This is a genomic window from Bradyrhizobium japonicum USDA 6 (assembly GCF_000284375.1).
In the GTDB taxonomy this organism is placed as follows: Bacteria; Pseudomonadota; Alphaproteobacteria; order Rhizobiales; family Xanthobacteraceae; genus Bradyrhizobium; species Bradyrhizobium japonicum.
Genome location: NC_017249.1, coordinates 5552639 through 5566735, shown reverse-complemented (window position 1 = coordinate 5566735; position 14097 = coordinate 5552639). Strand labels below are relative to the sequence as shown.

10 protein-coding genes are annotated in these 14097 nt (G+C 65.2%); 4 read left to right on the top strand and 6 right to left on the bottom strand.

The window, feature by feature from the left end; translation table 11 throughout:
* Nucleotides 1-36: 36 nt before the first annotated feature.
* Together BJ6T_RS26375 and BJ6T_RS26370 are read right to left on the bottom strand one after the other, a co-directional pair.
* Nucleotides 37-1404, bottom strand: a complete 1368-nt coding sequence (locus BJ6T_RS26375) for a M23 family metallopeptidase (protein ID WP_028169549.1) — start codon at nucleotides 1402-1404, stop codon at nucleotides 37-39.
* Between the two features lie 110 nt (nucleotides 1405-1514).
* Complete coding sequence (locus BJ6T_RS26370; RefSeq protein ID WP_014495564.1) at nucleotides 1515-2204, bottom strand: peroxiredoxin; 690 nt, start codon at nucleotides 2202-2204, stop codon at nucleotides 1515-1517.
* Between the two features lie 204 nt (nucleotides 2205-2408).
* Here BJ6T_RS26370 and BJ6T_RS26365 point away from each other — a divergent pair, with 204 nt between their 5' ends.
* The gene (locus BJ6T_RS26365; RefSeq protein WP_043900415.1) at nucleotides 2409-6209 is read left to right on the top strand and encodes a YhdP family protein; all 3801 of its coding nucleotides are present in this window, start codon (nucleotides 2409-2411) and stop codon (nucleotides 6207-6209) included.
* Nucleotides 6210-6400: 191 nt separating this feature from the next.
* Here the strand turns inward: BJ6T_RS26365 and BJ6T_RS26360 are convergent, their stop codons facing one another.
* The 4 genes from BJ6T_RS26360 to tyrS all read right to left on the bottom strand — a co-directional run bounded on the left by BJ6T_RS26360 (nucleotide 6401) and on the right by tyrS (nucleotide 11684).
* Entirely contained in the window at nucleotides 6401-8092 is a 1692-nt protein-coding gene (locus BJ6T_RS26360; protein WP_014495562.1) for a methyl-accepting chemotaxis protein, read from the bottom strand.
* 360 nt (nucleotides 8093-8452) lie between these two features.
* Nucleotides 8453-8896 carry a DoxX family protein gene (locus tag BJ6T_RS26355; protein ID WP_014495561.1) on the bottom strand — a complete coding sequence of 148 codons (444 nt, stop codon included), beginning with the start codon at nucleotides 8894-8896 and terminating at the stop codon, nucleotides 8453-8455.
* 218 nt (nucleotides 8897-9114) lie between these two features.
* Nucleotides 9115-10374 carry an MFS transporter gene (locus BJ6T_RS26350; RefSeq protein ID WP_028169547.1) on the bottom strand — a complete coding sequence of 420 codons (1260 nt, stop codon included), beginning with the start codon at nucleotides 10372-10374 and terminating at the stop codon, nucleotides 9115-9117.
* 56 nt (nucleotides 10375-10430) lie between these two features.
* Entirely contained in the window at nucleotides 10431-11684 is a 1254-nt protein-coding gene (gene tyrS, locus BJ6T_RS26345; protein ID WP_014495559.1) for a tyrosine--tRNA ligase, read from the bottom strand.
* A 164-nt stretch (nucleotides 11685-11848) separates the two neighbouring features.
* On the opposite strand from tyrS, the gene BJ6T_RS26340 reads away from it, so the two are divergent.
* The 3 genes from BJ6T_RS26340 (at nucleotide 11849) to BJ6T_RS26330 (ending at nucleotide 14076) form a co-directional block, all read left to right on the top strand.
* Nucleotides 11849-12952 carry an anhydro-N-acetylmuramic acid kinase gene (locus tag BJ6T_RS26340; protein WP_014495558.1) on the top strand — a complete coding sequence of 368 codons (1104 nt, stop codon included), beginning with the start codon at nucleotides 11849-11851 and terminating at the stop codon, nucleotides 12950-12952.
* 112 nt (nucleotides 12953-13064) lie between these two features.
* Complete coding sequence (locus BJ6T_RS26335) at nucleotides 13065-13742, top strand: glutathione S-transferase family protein (protein ID WP_028169546.1); 678 nt, start codon at nucleotides 13065-13067, stop codon at nucleotides 13740-13742.
* Nucleotides 13743-13752: 10 nt separating this feature from the next.
* Nucleotides 13753-14076 carry a DMT family transporter gene (locus BJ6T_RS26330; RefSeq protein WP_014495556.1) on the top strand — a complete coding sequence of 108 codons (324 nt, stop codon included), beginning with the start codon at nucleotides 13753-13755 and terminating at the stop codon, nucleotides 14074-14076.
* Nucleotides 14077-14097 lie beyond the last annotated feature (21 nt).

Genomic DNA, 14097 nt, shown 5'->3' with positions numbered 1-14097 from the left:
GGCGCGGCCACGCTGAAAGCGCGTGCGCTTGGCTTATTAGCCCGCGCTGAGCCGCACGCCGGCGCGCAAGAATTTCTGCGGATCGACCGCTTCGCCGTCGATGCGGGTTTCGTAGTGCAGATGCGGGCCGGTGGAACGGCCGGTCGAACCGACGAGGCCGATGACCTGGCCGAGCTTCACGATCTCGCCGACCTTGACGTTGATCTCGGAGAGATGGCCGTAGCGGGTCGAGAGCCCGTTGCCGTGATCGACTTCGACCATGCGGCCGTAACCACCGGACCAGCCGGCCGAAACGACCTTGCCGTTGGCGGTGACGCGTGCGGGATCGCCGGTCGCGGCACGGAAGTCGAGTCCGGTATGCATCGCGGGCCGGCCGAGGAAGGGATCGCTGCGCACGCCGAAGCCGGAGGTGAATTCGACCTCGCCGATGACGGGCTTGCGGTAGGGCACCAGCGCCAGCGTGCGATTGAGCCGGTCCATCTCGGCGCGGGTGGTGTTGATGCGTGAGAGCTGCTTCTCGAACGGCCCGGCATTGGCCGTCAGCTTGATGGGCACGAAAGGACCGCCCATCGCGGAGCGCGGCACAGCCGCTTCGAGGCTGGCGAGATTGAGGCCGAGGTCGCTGACGACGCCGCGCATCCGGCGCATGCGTGAATCCATGCCTTCCTCGACGGCGCTGAGCGCCGCCATCTGGCGACGCTCGACCTGGTCAAGCGAGGTCGTGAGCCGGACCAGGACGTTGTCGAAACCCTGGTTCTTGGCAAATTGGCTGGTCGGCGGTGCCGCGACGGTCGGCGCGCGCGACTCAAGCCGCGCTTCGCGATCGGGCGGCGCCACGAAGATCACGGTGTCGCTGATCGGCGACGGCTTCGGCGTGCCCTGCGTCGCGCCCTGGCTCGAATCGCCGCGCTGCGGGGCCGTGCGGGGGATTGATCCCGTGACGTCGGGCATGGCCCCGAGTGCCGTGGCGCGGGACTCCAGCGCCGTCTGGCGCTTCATGATCTGGTCGAGCTTCTGGTCGAATTGCTCCTGGTCGAGCAGCTGCCTGCTGGTGGTGCGATCGACCTTGGCGCGGAGCTCGGCGATGCGGTCTTCGTAGGCGTACTGCATCTCGGCCTGGCGCGCGATCAGCCGGGTCAGGACGTCGTCGCGGAAGGCGAAATAGGTCGCGGTCGCGGCCGACCAGAGTCCGAGCAGCACGACGGTGCCGACCACGATCCAGAACACCACGGGTCCGAGGCGGACCTGCTTGCCGTGGTGCACGATAGTGTAGGCGTCGTCGGTCGCGGGAAGGGGGCTAGCGGCTGCAGCCACGGCGGCGGCAGGACGGCGATGGAAGGCCCGTCCGTGATCGTGCGCGTGATGTTGGGGGTACTGCGAATATTGGGCAGAACTTTTCGACATCGGCACTCCCGCGCCGGTCGGATGAGTCCGTACGGCCTAATTGCCGCAGCAATCTGGGGCGGTCATGGTTAATTTTCCGGAAACGGAACCGCTCGAATTTAACGGACTGGTTAAAGGCTTCTTGCCGCTTCCAGCACCTCGTCGGCGTGGCCGTCGACGCGGACATTGCGCCAGACCCTGGCTACCTTACCGTCGGCACCAAGCAGTATCGTGGTGCGAAGAACGCCGAGGAAACTCTTGCCATACATGGACTTTTCGCCCCAGGCGCCGTACGCCCCCAGCATCTCGTGTTTCTCATCCGAGACGAGGGGCATGCCGAGGCTGTGCTTGTCCCGGAACTTCTCCTGGGCCCTTAACGGATCGGCGGAGATGCCGAGCAGGGCCGTGCCGGCAGCGCTGAAAGCGTCCGCCAGCCGTGTGAAATCGATCGCCTCCCGGGTGCAGCCGGGCGTGTCGGCACGGGGGTAGAAGAACAGGACGAGCTTCCGACCGGCATAGTCGGCGAGCGAGACCACATCGCCGCCGTCGCGGGGCAGCCGGAAGGCGGGCGCCTTCTGACCCTCGGTCAGGGCCGGCTTCGCCTTCGCGGGCGCGGAGGCCGATTTGGAGGAATTTAACTGTTTCGATGCGGCCTTATGTGATCCTGCTTTTGCTACGGTCCCGGTTGATTTGCTGGCCGGCGTCCGCTGTGTTTTCGCGGACTTTGTTTGAGTCGTTGCCCGCTTGGTCGGGGTCTTCTTTTTACCCGTTGCGATGCCGGAGGGCGTTTTGGACGATTTCTTTCGGGATTTCTTGGACATACGCCTTCCTTTCGACGCTTTCGGCGGGTCAACCAAAGCGGTATTGCAGCTCTCGTCCGGTGTGCCGGAATCGCGCCCTCGTCTGGGCAAGTCTGGCGACGCCGGGTTATGGTTACAAGGAATTCCACGCACCACCCCACTGCTCGTTGAACGCGCTCCCGGGGCGAAATGACGAACAGCAGGAATATTCGAGGTATGGCGGCAATGCCGGCACAGGGAGCTTCGCTTCCCGTGGACGGCTGCGGTCCCGGCGGTGCTCAATCCTACGATGGGCGTCTGTATCGAGAGGCAATGGCAAGGAATACGTCGCCCCAGGATTACAATCGGGATTTCGATCGGCGCGGCGGTCAACAGCAGCCGCAGGAATGGGACGACGCCGACTGGGATCCGGATCAGGAAGCAGCGGCGGGCTATCGGGCGCGCCGGCTGTTGTCGCGTTCTAATTCGGGCTTCCATCGCTTCGGTGACAGGTTTGCGTCGTTGCGCCGCTGGCTGGCCGCCGGTCGCTGGCTGAGGCGGCTGGCCATCGTGGTCGGAGCCCTCGCCGTCATTTTCGTCGGCTGCTTCGGCGCGCTGTGGTGGCGGCTTGGCGCAGGTCCCATCAACCTCGACATCGCGACGCCCTGGCTCGCTGCCGCCATCGAGGACAATATCGGCCACGGCAACACCGTGGAGGTCGGCGGCACCCAGATCGAGCGGGCCGGGCGGATCCGCATCGCCGTGCGCATCCGCGACATCGTCGTCCGCGACCACGATCACGCCATCGTCGCCACCGCACCGAAGGCCGAAGTGAAGCTGTCGGGGGCGGGTCTTCTGATGGGGCACCTGCGCGCCGAGAGCCTCAATCTCGTGGACGCCGAGCTGGCGATCCGCATTGCGCCCGACGGCACCGTCACCGTGTCCGCCGGCGACACCGCCAAGCCGCTGGCGACCGGCGTCGCCTCCAAGAAGGAAGCGGGCCTGCCGCCGACATTCCCGCGCAACGGTGTCCCGCCGCCGCCATTCGCCACCGGGCCTGCAAGTCCGAACGCATCCCAGGCCGCTCCCCAGGCCGCTGCCCCGAGTGGCATTCTTCAGGGCCTCGACTGGCTCGACAGTCTGAGCATGACCGGGCTCGACGGCCAGAACCTCAACGAGATCGGTCTGAAGAACGGCAATCTGATCGTCGACGATCAGCAGCGCGGCAGCAAATGGAGCTTTGAGAACATCACGCTCAGCCTGCGCCGGCCGAGCCATGGCGGCGTCGCGCTCAGCCTCGGCGAGGAGGGCGCGCGCCCGTGGTCGCTGCGCGCCACGATCGGCCCCGCCGAGAACGGTGTGCGTTCGGTCGACATCCGCGCCGATAAGGTTTCCACCGCCAACATCCTGCTGGCGCTCCGGGTGAAGGACTTCACCTACACCGCCGACCTGCCGCTGACCGGCGAGCTCAAGGGTGAGCTCGGCCGCGACGGCGTGCCGACCTTCTTCCGCGGCAAGATCGCGGTCGGCGCGGGCAACATCATCGACACCGACACGCCAGACTATCCGATGGCGATCGACTCGGCCGAGATCAACGTCGAGTGGGATTCGAACCGGCGGGTGCTGGTCGCTCCGTTCAAGATCCTCTCGGGCGCGAACCGCCTGACGCTTCTGGCCCATCTCGAGCCGCCGAACGGCACCACCAACGACTGGCAGCTTGGCTTCAGCGGCGGCTCGATCCTGCTGGGCGGCATCGACAACGAGCCCCCGCTGGTCTTCAACCGTATCGCGATCGGCTTCCGCTTCGATACCGACCACAAGCGCATGCTGCTGACGCAAGCCGATATCAGCAATGGCGAGATCGGCGTCGCCGGCACCGGTGCCATCGACTATTCGGGCGAGCCACGGCTGACGCTCGGCTTCGCGGGAACGCCGATGTCGGCCTCCGCGCTCAAGCGGATGTGGCCGACGCTTGTCGTTCCCGAGTTGCGCGAATGGGTGATCGAGCGGATCGAGCGCGGCACCCTCCAGCGGATCGAGATCGGCGTCAATTCGCCGACGAAGAACCTCCCGCGCAAGGGCCCGCCCATTCCCGACGACGGCCTGTCGGTCAACATCGTCGCGAGCGGCGTCGCGGTCCGCCCCGTCGATGGCATGCCGGTGGTGCACGACGCCGATTTGAAGGCGCGTGTGACCGGGCGCACCGCGACCGTGAATATCGGGCAGGGCATTGCCGATACGCCGGCGGGCCGCAAGGTCACGATCTCCGACTTCGTCTTCGAGGTGCCGGATATGGCGCCCAAACCGTCGCCGTCGCGGACCAGGTTCCGGGTCGATGGCCCGGTGCCTGCGGCCGCCGAAATGCTCGCCAATGATCGCCTGAGCGATCTGTCGTCGACCGTCGTCGATCCCAACACCAGCAAGGGGACGTTCACGGCCAACATCCAGCTCGGCCTGCCGGTCAAGGGCGAGCTAACCAAGGCCGACACCACCTACGCCGTCACCGCCGATCTCAACGGCTTTGCCGCCGACAAGCTGGTGATGAACCAGAAGCTCGAGGCCAACAACCTCAAGATATCAGCGAGCAACCAGGGCTATCAGGTCAAGGGCGACGTCAAGATCAACGGGCAGGCGGCTTCGCTGGACTACCGCAAGCCGGCGGAGGGCGATGCGGACGTCAAATTGCAGACCACGCTGGACGATGCCAGCCGCGCGCGTCTCGGATTCGATCTGAGCCCCGCCGTCAGCGGATCGCTGCCGATCAAGCTGTCGGGCAAGATCGCCAGCGGTCCGGATCAGACTACCAAGCTCGGCGTCGAGGCCGACCTGACCTCGCTAAAGCTCGACAACATCCTGCCCGGCTGGTTCAAGCTGCCGGGCAAATCGGCCAAGGCCAGCTTCAAGGTGGTGCCGACGGCGCAATCAACGCGGCTGGAGGACATCGTCGTCGAAGGCGGCGGGGCCTCGATCAAGGGTTCGCTCGAGGTCGATCCGAACGGCGACCTCATGAACGCGAACTTCCCGACCTACGCCCCGACCGACGGCGACAAGGCCTCGTTGAAGGTGGAGCGTGGCCAGGATGGGGTGGTGCGGGGCACGATGCGCGGGGACGTGTTCGACGGCCGCGGTTTCCTGAAGTCGGCGATCTCAGGCAATTCCAAGGACGACGCCAAGAACAAGATGAAGAACGTCGATTTCGACATCGACGTGAAGCTCGGTGCCGTCGCGGGCTTCAACGGCGAGGCGATGCGCAGCGTCGATGGCAAGATGTCGCGACGCAATGGCGCCGTCAAAGCCTTCACGCTGAACGGCAAGATCGGCCGCGACACGCCGGTGGCCGCCGATTTGCGCGGCGGCCGCGCCCAGGGCAATCGCGAGGTGATCTACCTCCAGACCAACGATGCCGGCGCGTTGCTGCGCTTCACCGACACCTACACCAAGGCGATCGGCGGCCAGATGGTGGTGGCGATGGAGCCTCCGACGTCGGAGCCGAACACCACGCGCGAGGGCCTCATCAACGTCCGCGACTTCACGGTGAAGGGCGAGGCGCAGCTCGAACGCGTTGCCGCCGGCGCGCCCAACGGCACCGGGAACGGCGTCTCCTTCAGCGCGCTGCGCGCCGAGTTCACGCGCCAGAACGGCGCGCTGACGATCCGCGATGGCGTCGTCAAGGGCCCGATGATCGGCGCCACCATCGAGGGCTCGATCGATTATCCCGGCAACCAGGTGTGCATGAGCGGGACCTTCGTGCCGATGTATGGCGTCAACAACATCTTCGGCCAGATCCCGCTGTTCGGCATTTTCCTCGGCGGCGGAAACAATGAAGGATTGATCGGCGTCACCTATGAAGTCGTCGGCACGCCGGCGGCGCCGGTGATGCGCGTCAACCCGATCTCGGCGATGGCGCCGGGCCTGTTCCGCAAGATCTTCGAGTTCAACACCGGTAAGCAGAACTCGCCGTTCGAGGAATTCCCCTCGCAGTCGAACGACGGCTCGACCGGATCGACGCGCCAGCTCTCGAACGGCTGTACCCTCGCGCGGCGGTAAGCTGGAAGCTCAGAACTCCGTCATGCCCGGCGTGTCTCGCCTGCGCGGCCGAAGCCGCTTCGGCGCGGCGAAGGCCCGGGCATCCACGTTCTTCGCGCAGCTCGGCTCAAAACGTGAATGGCCGGGACAAGCCCGGCCATGTCGAATGTGGCGACGCTTTCGCGCCAAACGTCTTGAGTCTCGAGTGCCGCTTACGCCGCGCGAACACCCGCGAGGAACGTGCCGACCTCGCCGGAGAGCTGCTCGGCCTGTTTGGAGAGGTTCGAGGCGGCCGCGAGCACCATGCCGGCGGCGTTGCCGGTCTCGTTCGCCGCGGTGCTGACACCGCCGATATTGGTGGTGACTTCCTTGGTCGCCTCCGCGGTCTGCGAGACGCTGCGGGCGATCTCGGCGGTGGCGGCGCCTTGCTCCTCGATGGCCGCGCCGATCGAGGTGGCGATGCGGCTGACTTCCTCGATGGTGGCGGTGATGCCGCCGATGGCGTCCACGGCCTCCTTGGTCGCCCCCTGGATCTGCGCGATCTTGTCGCCGATCTCGCGGGTGGCTTCCGCGGTCTGACTGGCGAGCGACTTCACCTCGGAGGCGACGACCGCAAAGCCGCGGCCGGCTTCACCGGCGCGCGCGGCCTCGATGGTGGCGTTGAGCGCGAGCAGATTGGTCTGCGCCGCGATGCTGGAGATCAGCTCGGCGACGTGCTCGATCTGCTGGGCGCCGTCCGAGAGCGCGCGGACGATGGTGTCGGTGCGGCGTGCGCTGTCCACGGCGCGGCCGGTGACTTCGGCGGATTGCGCGACCTGGCGGCTGATCTCGGTGATGGAGGAGGAGAGCTCCTCGGCGGCAGCCGCGACCGTCTGGACGCGCTGGCTGGCTTCGGTGGCGGCCGAGCCGACCACGGCGGCGCGGCGATTGGTGCCTTCGGCCGTGGACGACATCGACTTGGCGGTGGTCTCGAGCTCGCCGGAGCCCGAGGCCATCAGGCCGACGAGCTGGCCGACCGAGGCATCGAAGCGGTCGGCCAGCGAGATCAGCGCGTCACGCTTCTCTTGCTCGCTGCGTGTCTTGGCGGCGACCTGCTCGGACTCCAGCGTGCGCGCCGTCAAAGCAGTCTGCCTGAGCACTTCGAGGGTCTCGGCCATGCGGCCGATCTCGTCACCGCGGCCGGTCTCCTCGACCGGCTTGTCGATGGCACCGTCGGCAATCTCCTGCATGCGGGTCTTCTGGCGATCGAGCGCGCCGAGCACGTCGCGGGCGATCAGCCACGACAACGTCGCCATCAACAGCATCAGGCCGAGGCCGACCGCGGCAAGCTCGAGCGTCAGCGCGCGCACATCGGCATCGATGTCGTCGACATAGAGGCCATAGCTGATCGTCGCGTTCCAGGGGGCGAACTTGCGCGCAAACACGGTCTTGCGCACCGCTTCGGTCTGGCCGGGGCGCGGGTAGAGATAGGAGGCTACGCCGCCGCCATTCTGTTCGCCGGCCTTGAGGATCGCGTCGGCAATGAGGACGCCGTTGGCGTCGATCGCGCTGGTGATCTTGCCTTCGAGCTGCTGGTTGGCGCCGTTGACGAGGAGGGACGTGTCGGCGTTGTAGACGACCGGATAGCCCTGATTGCCGTTGAAGGTCATGCGCCGTCCGCGCATGTGGAACTGGGCCTTGGCCTCGGCCTGCGTCAGCTTGCCGGCGGTGACGTCGTCCTGGACCGACTGGGCGAGATTGTAGAGCATGTCGACCGCGGTCTTCATCTGCTGGACCCGGTCCTCCATCATGCGGCTCTTGCTGAGGAAGGCCGATACCGCGATGATGGCTGTGACTGTGAGAGCCGCAAGGCAGACCATGCTGGTAAGCTTGGTGCGGATCTTCAGATGGCTCAACAGCTTCATCGCAGCCTCTACGAAATGGTTGTTATTGCTCGCATCGGTAGCATGAAGTTCTTACCAATCATGAACATAGGCATGAGGCCGCCGGCTGCGCGCGTGACCGTTCGCAGCCTGGTGCGTAATCGTGCAGGCAAAGCGACATGCGTCGGCGCACGTCAGCGCGTATGCAGGAGAATATCGATTCCGGACCTTGGTGGTCATCGAGCCTGGCGGGAGCGGCAATGAACCGATTCGTTCACCGCCTCATCATGTCCGCGCTGCTCGTCGCGGCCCTCGTCCTGATCTGGAACGTGCTGGGCTCGCGGTAGATGACACCGGCAAAGCTGCCGGTGCCATTCGTGACTTGCGCGCTAATTGCGCGCGTCAGCGTCGCGCAAATGCGCCGCCGGTCGAAGCGCGTTCGTTGCCCATCGCCGCATCGACGCTGATCGGGCCGCCGCCGGCCGCCGAGAGATAGAGGCAGGCGAAGCAGAACAGGATGGCAAGCGTGCCGTTGTTGAGCAGCGGCAGGAACACCGGCGTCTCGCCCTTGAGCATATGTCCCATGAAGTAGGCGAAGGCCATTTCACCGGAGAGGATGAAAGCGGCGAGGCGGGTGAACAGGCCGAGGATCAACAGCGCGCCGAGCACCAGTTCAAGCGTCCCGGCCGCGCCGTAAAGCGACATCAATTCGACTTTCGCGAACATCGGCAAAGGCGGAAACTTGAACAGCTTGGCTACGCCGAATTGAAACAGCAGCAGGCCGGTGATGAAACGGAACAGGCTCAGGAGAACCGGTTCAAAGCGAGTGAGATAGGGAAAGTTCATTGGTTTGTGCCCTCCATCCAATGGGCGACTTGGACCGTATTCAGTTCGGCCTCGCAAGCCGCCGGGGTCAATTCGGCGCTGACATTTTTGTCATGTGGACAAAACATCGCAGTTCGTCCCTTAACTCCGGTTGCGTCCGACGGTTTCGCACGCGGTGCCGCGTGTGTCGCCCGTAATTTCCCGGTGACGCGGAGGGATGCAGGTTACGTCGGGGAGACCTACTCCCGCAAGGCGGGGACAATCAGAAATGGAATCATTCCGAGGATCACGCTCGCAAGTGCGAAGACGAGCAGGAGATTGTAGCCGTGCGTGAAGTCGTGGATGAGGCCGCCGCTCCATGAGCCGAACGCCGAACCCAATCCGCTGCCGATCGAGATGGTGCCGAAGATCGTGCCGACGCGCTTGCCGCGAAAGATCTTCATTGCGGTCGCTGTGATCAGCGGGCCGCGCGAACCCATCATGCTGCCGAAGCAGACGACGAAGCCCGTGAGCAGGATGATGTTCGGATAATACTGCAAGAGCCAGAGCAGGACGATGCCGATGATCGAGATCGCGTAGCTGAGCAGCACCGAGGGCCGGCGCCCGATCAGCCCGTCGAGCGCGGATACGCCGAGCATGCCGAACACCAGCACCACGCCCGAAAAACCCCAGGCGGTCGCGGCCTGGAGCGGCGGAAAGCCGGCGTCGATGAGATAGGCCACGATCTGCGCGGCGATCGAATACATGCCGACCGCGGTGAAGAAAAAGGTCGAGAACAGCGCCCAGAAAGCGTGGTGGCGCATCGCGCTCACGAGCGTCCAGCCGTTGTCGATGAAATCAGGATCGGTCTTCTTGCTGACATGCGGGGAGCCGACCGCGAACATGCGCCAGGGCAGAAGCAGCAGCGGCACGAGCAGGCCGAGCGCGGCGAAGCCGTAGACTTGATAGGCTTCACGCCAGCCGAGATGATCGATCAAGAGCTGCGAGGTCGGGAGCAGCGCCAGCACGCCGCCACCCATTGCCGAATAGACTACCGCCATCGCGGTCGGCAGCCGTGGTCCGAACCAGCGGCCGAGCAGGATCGAGTTCGGCACAATGCCGATGAAGGCGACGCCGATGCCGACGCAGAGACCGATCGAAAGCTGAAATTGCCAGAGCGCCTGCGCGTGCGCCGCGATCAGGAAGGCCGAGCCGAGCAGGAAGAGCCCGACTGCGTAGACGATGCGCGGTCCGGAATGGTCGAACAGGCGCCCCACCAATGGCGCGGTCAGTCCGCTGATCAGCCAGGTCAGTGAGTAGATCGAGACGACCTGCGCGCGGTCCCAGCCAAAGTTTTCGGAGATCGGCTTGAGGAAGACTGTGAAGCTCTCGCTGAGGCCGCGGCCGAGGACAGCGAGCGTGAAGCACAGCCCGAGCACGACGAGTGCGGTGCGCACCGCATCTCGCTGCGTGCGTCCGGCTTGTTCCCGCGAAGCTTCCCTGGGCGTGTTCTGATCCATTGCCGGTCAGGGAGCGCGCTTCGGCGCGCCCTGACAAGCATCAAAAGCTCATATGCCTATGCAGGCCGGATGAGGACGTGCTTCTTCTTGCCGAAGGACAGCTTGATCACGCCCTCGGGCGTCAGATTGGCCGCAGACAGCGCCATCTTCTCGTCGCTGACGGACTCGTCGTTGACGCGCAGGCCGCCGCCCTTGATCTGGCGCCGTGCCTCGCCGTTGGAGGCAACCAAGCCTGCCTTGACGAAGGCATTGAGCACGCCGAGGCCGGCGTCCAGCTCGCCGCGCGGAATTTCCACCGTCGGCAGGCTTTCGGCCAGCGCGCCTTCCTCGAAGGTGCGCCGCGCGGTTTCAGCCGACTGGTTTGCTGCGTCGCGTCCGTGCAAGAGCGCGGTCGCTTCAGTTGCAAGCACCTTCTTGGCCTCGTTGATCTCCGAGCCGCCGAGCGCCTCGAGCTTCCTGATCTCGCCCATCGGCAGCGTCGTGAACAGCTTCAGGAATTTGCCGACGTCGGCGTCCTCGGTGTTGCGCCAGTATTGCCAGAAGTCATAGGGCGAGAACTGGTCGGCGTTCAGCCACACCGCGCCTTGCGCGGTCTTGCCCATCTTGGCGCCGGAAGCGGTCGTCAGCAGCGGCGTCGTCAGCGCGAACAGCTGGTGGGTGCCCATGCGGCGGCCGAGATCGACGCCCATGATGATGTTGCCCCACTGGTCCGAGCCGCCCATCTGCAATTTGCAACCGGTGCGCTTGGCGAGCTCGACGAAGTCGTAGGCCTGGCAGACCATGTAGTTGAACTCGATGAAGCTCATCTCCTGCTCGCGCTCGAGACGCAGCCGCACGGAGTCCATGGTCAGCATGCGGTTGACCGAGAAATGCCGGCCGACGTCACGCAGCATCTCGATCCAGTTGAGCTTGGTCAGCCACTCCGCATTGTCGAGCATGACGGCGTCGCTCTTGCCGTCGCCGTAGCGCAGCACCTTTGCGAACACGCCGCGGATCGATTCCTTGTTGGCCTCGATCTCGGCGACGGTGCGCATCGCGCGGGTCTCGTCCTTGCCGGAGGGATCGCCGACCATGGTGGTGCCGCCGCCCATCAGCGTGATCGGCTTGTTGCCGGACTGCTGCAGCCAGTGCAGCATCATCATGGTCAGGTAGTTGCCGATGTGCAGCGAGGGGGCGGTGCAATCGTAGCCGACATAGGTGGTCGCTTCGCCCTTGGCGGCGAGCGCGTCCAGCCCCTCGAAATCGGAGCACTGATGGATGAAACCACGTTCCTGCAGGGTGTTGAGGAAATCCGATTTAAATGCAGTCATCTGTCGGCGAGCCTGACAATTCTTGGTTTACTGTTTCGGGTGCAATTTAAGGGTCTCCCGTGGGAACTCGATTGCCACCCGCCACTTTGCCTGTAGCATTATAAGATGTGTCCCTCTGGCACAAGATCGGCATGCCGGAGGGGGTCTCTTGAGGACGCTGATCCATGATGTTGACGGCACTCGGTTTGATGAGCGGCACCTCGCTGGACGGGGTGGATGTCGCGCTGATCGAAACCGACGGAAAGCAAGTGAAGGCGTTCGGGCCGTCCGGCTACCGGGCCTATAGTCCGGCGGAGCGCAACCTGCTGCGCCAGGCGCTGAGTGAGGCCGTGCACCTGCCGCGACGCGACGCCCGCCCGGGCGTTCTGGCCGAGGCCGAGCGCGCGGTGACGCTGGCCCATGCCGAGGCTGTGGCTGCCTTCATCGCCCAGAACCGGATGAAGCCGGAGGACATCGACATCGTCGGCTTCCACGGCCAGACGGTGCTGCATCGCCCCGAGAAGCGGCTGACGGTCCAGATCGGCGATGCACCGGCGCTGGCCAGGGCGATCCATATCCCCGTGATGCACGACTTCCGCGCCGCCGATGTCGAGGCCGGCGGGCAGGGCGCGCCGTTCGTGCCGGTCTATCACCGGGCGCTCGTCCATTCGCTGGAGCGCGAAGGGCCGATCGTCGTCGTCAATATCGGCGGCGTCTCCAACATCACCTATATCGACGGCAACGACACGCTGATCGCCTGCGACACCGGACCGGGCAACGCGCTGCTTGACGATTTCATGTACCGCACCATGAACCAGGCCTTCGATGCGGAGGGAAAGTTCGCAGCGCTCGGCAAGGCGGACGAAGCCTGGATCGCGCGGGCACTGGAGCTGCCGTTCTTTGCGGCTCCGCCGCCGAAATCGCTCGACCGCAACGACTTTGCCGCGCTGAAGCTCGGCGACGTCCCGCCGGCCGACGGCGCCGCGACCCTGACCGCCTTCACCGCGGCGGCGATCGCCCGGATCATCTCGCTCCTGCCGCGCCGGCCGCGGAGCTGGATCGTCTGCGGCGGCGGCGCCCGCAACCTCACCATGCTGCGGATGCTGCGGGAGCGGGTAGGGTCGGCCACCGTCGAAGCCGCCGAGACGCTCGGCTGGGCCTCCGACGCCATCGAGGCGCAGGCCTTCGGCTTCCTTGCCGCCCGCGGCCTCAAGGGGCTGCCGCTGTCCTACCCGGCCACGACGGGGGTGCCGATGCCGATGACGGGCGGCGTGATGGCGCGGCCCTGAGGTCCCGGCCTCAAGACCCGAGGACGGTTGATGCAAATGCATCGATCTTGACGGGTGAATGCAATTGCATCTATATTGGATGCAGTTGCATCAAACCGCCGGGATCATTGCCATGACCGCTTCACTGAAACTCATCAGCCACAAGCTCTGCCCCTATGTGCAGCGCGCCGTGATCGCGCTCAGCGAGAAGGGCGTGCCGTTCGAACGGATCGACATCGATCTCGCCAACAAGCCCGACTGGTTTCTGAAACTCTCGCCGCTCGGCAAGGTGCCGGTCTTGGTGGTGACGACGGAGAAGGGCGATGTCGCGCTGTTCGAGAGCAACGTGATCTGCGAATACATCGAGGAGACGCAGGCAGGCCTCAAGCTGCATCCGGCGGATGCGTTGAAGCGCGCCGAGCATCGTGCCTGGATGGAGTTCGGCTCGGCGATCCTGGGTGACCTCTGGGGTCTCGAGACCACGACCGATCCGGCGACATTCGAAAGCAAACGCCAGGCGGTTGCGGTGAAATTCGCGCGCGTGGAGGCGGCGCTCGGTGCAGGGCCTTACTTCGCAGATGATGCGTTTAGCCTGGTGGATGCGGTCTTCGCCCCGATCTTCCGCTATTTCGACCTGTTCGACGAATTGACCGAGCACGGCATCTTCAGCGATCTGCCGAAGGTCCGCGCGTGGCGCGCGGAGCTTGCGAAACGTCCGAGCGTGCGCACTGCGGTCGGCGCGGACTATCCGCAATTGCTGCGTGCCTTCCTGGCGCGCCACGACGCGCATCTGCTGAAGCTTGCGGCCTGAGTGCACGCCAATGTCGCAATCCATGGCCTGGCTGATGCTGGTGATCGCCGGTGCGCTCGATATCGGCTGGGCAATCTCGATGAAATATGCGGAAGGCTACACGCGGGCAGGCTGGAGCATTGCCTCGCTCGTGCTGCTCGCCGCCTTCGTCTTCCTGCTCGGACGCGCTTTGCAGGTGCTGGAGGTCGGCGTCGCCTATTCGGTGTGGACCGGCATCGGCGCGGCCGGCACCTTCCTGCTGGGCGTCGTGCTGTTCGGCGAGACCTTGAGCGCGATGAAACTTGCCGGCATCGCGCTCGTGCTAATGGGGATCGCCGCGCTCAAGCTGGCTTGAGCGGGCGTGTCGGTTTCGTAG

Coding starts and splice junctions, on each gene's coding strand:
- BJ6T_RS26375 (WP_028169549.1), bottom strand. CDS start 1,404: ATGTCGAAAAGTTCTGCCCAATATTCGCAGTACCCCCAACATCACGCG.
- BJ6T_RS26340 (WP_014495558.1), top strand. CDS start 11,849: ATGATGTTGACGGCACTCGGTTTGATGAGCGGCACCTCGCTGGACGGG.
- BJ6T_RS26355 (WP_014495561.1), bottom strand. CDS start 8,896: ATGAACTTTCCCTATCTCACTCGCTTTGAACCGGTTCTCCTGAGCCTG.
- BJ6T_RS26365 (WP_043900415.1), top strand. CDS start 2,409: ATGCCGGCACAGGGAGCTTCGCTTCCCGTGGACGGCTGCGGTCCCGGC.
- BJ6T_RS26330 (WP_014495556.1), top strand. CDS start 13,753: ATGTCGCAATCCATGGCCTGGCTGATGCTGGTGATCGCCGGTGCGCTC.
- BJ6T_RS26350 (WP_028169547.1), bottom strand. CDS start 10,374: ATGGATCAGAACACGCCCAGGGAAGCTTCGCGGGAACAAGCCGGACGC.
- tyrS (WP_014495559.1), bottom strand. CDS start 11,684: ATGACTGCATTTAAATCGGATTTCCTCAACACCCTGCAGGAACGTGGT.
- BJ6T_RS26360 (WP_014495562.1), bottom strand. CDS start 8,092: ATGAAGCTGTTGAGCCATCTGAAGATCCGCACCAAGCTTACCAGCATG.
- BJ6T_RS26335 (WP_028169546.1), top strand. CDS start 13,065: ATGACCGCTTCACTGAAACTCATCAGCCACAAGCTCTGCCCCTATGTG.
- BJ6T_RS26370 (WP_014495564.1), bottom strand. CDS start 2,204: ATGTCCAAGAAATCCCGAAAGAAATCGTCCAAAACGCCCTCCGGCATC.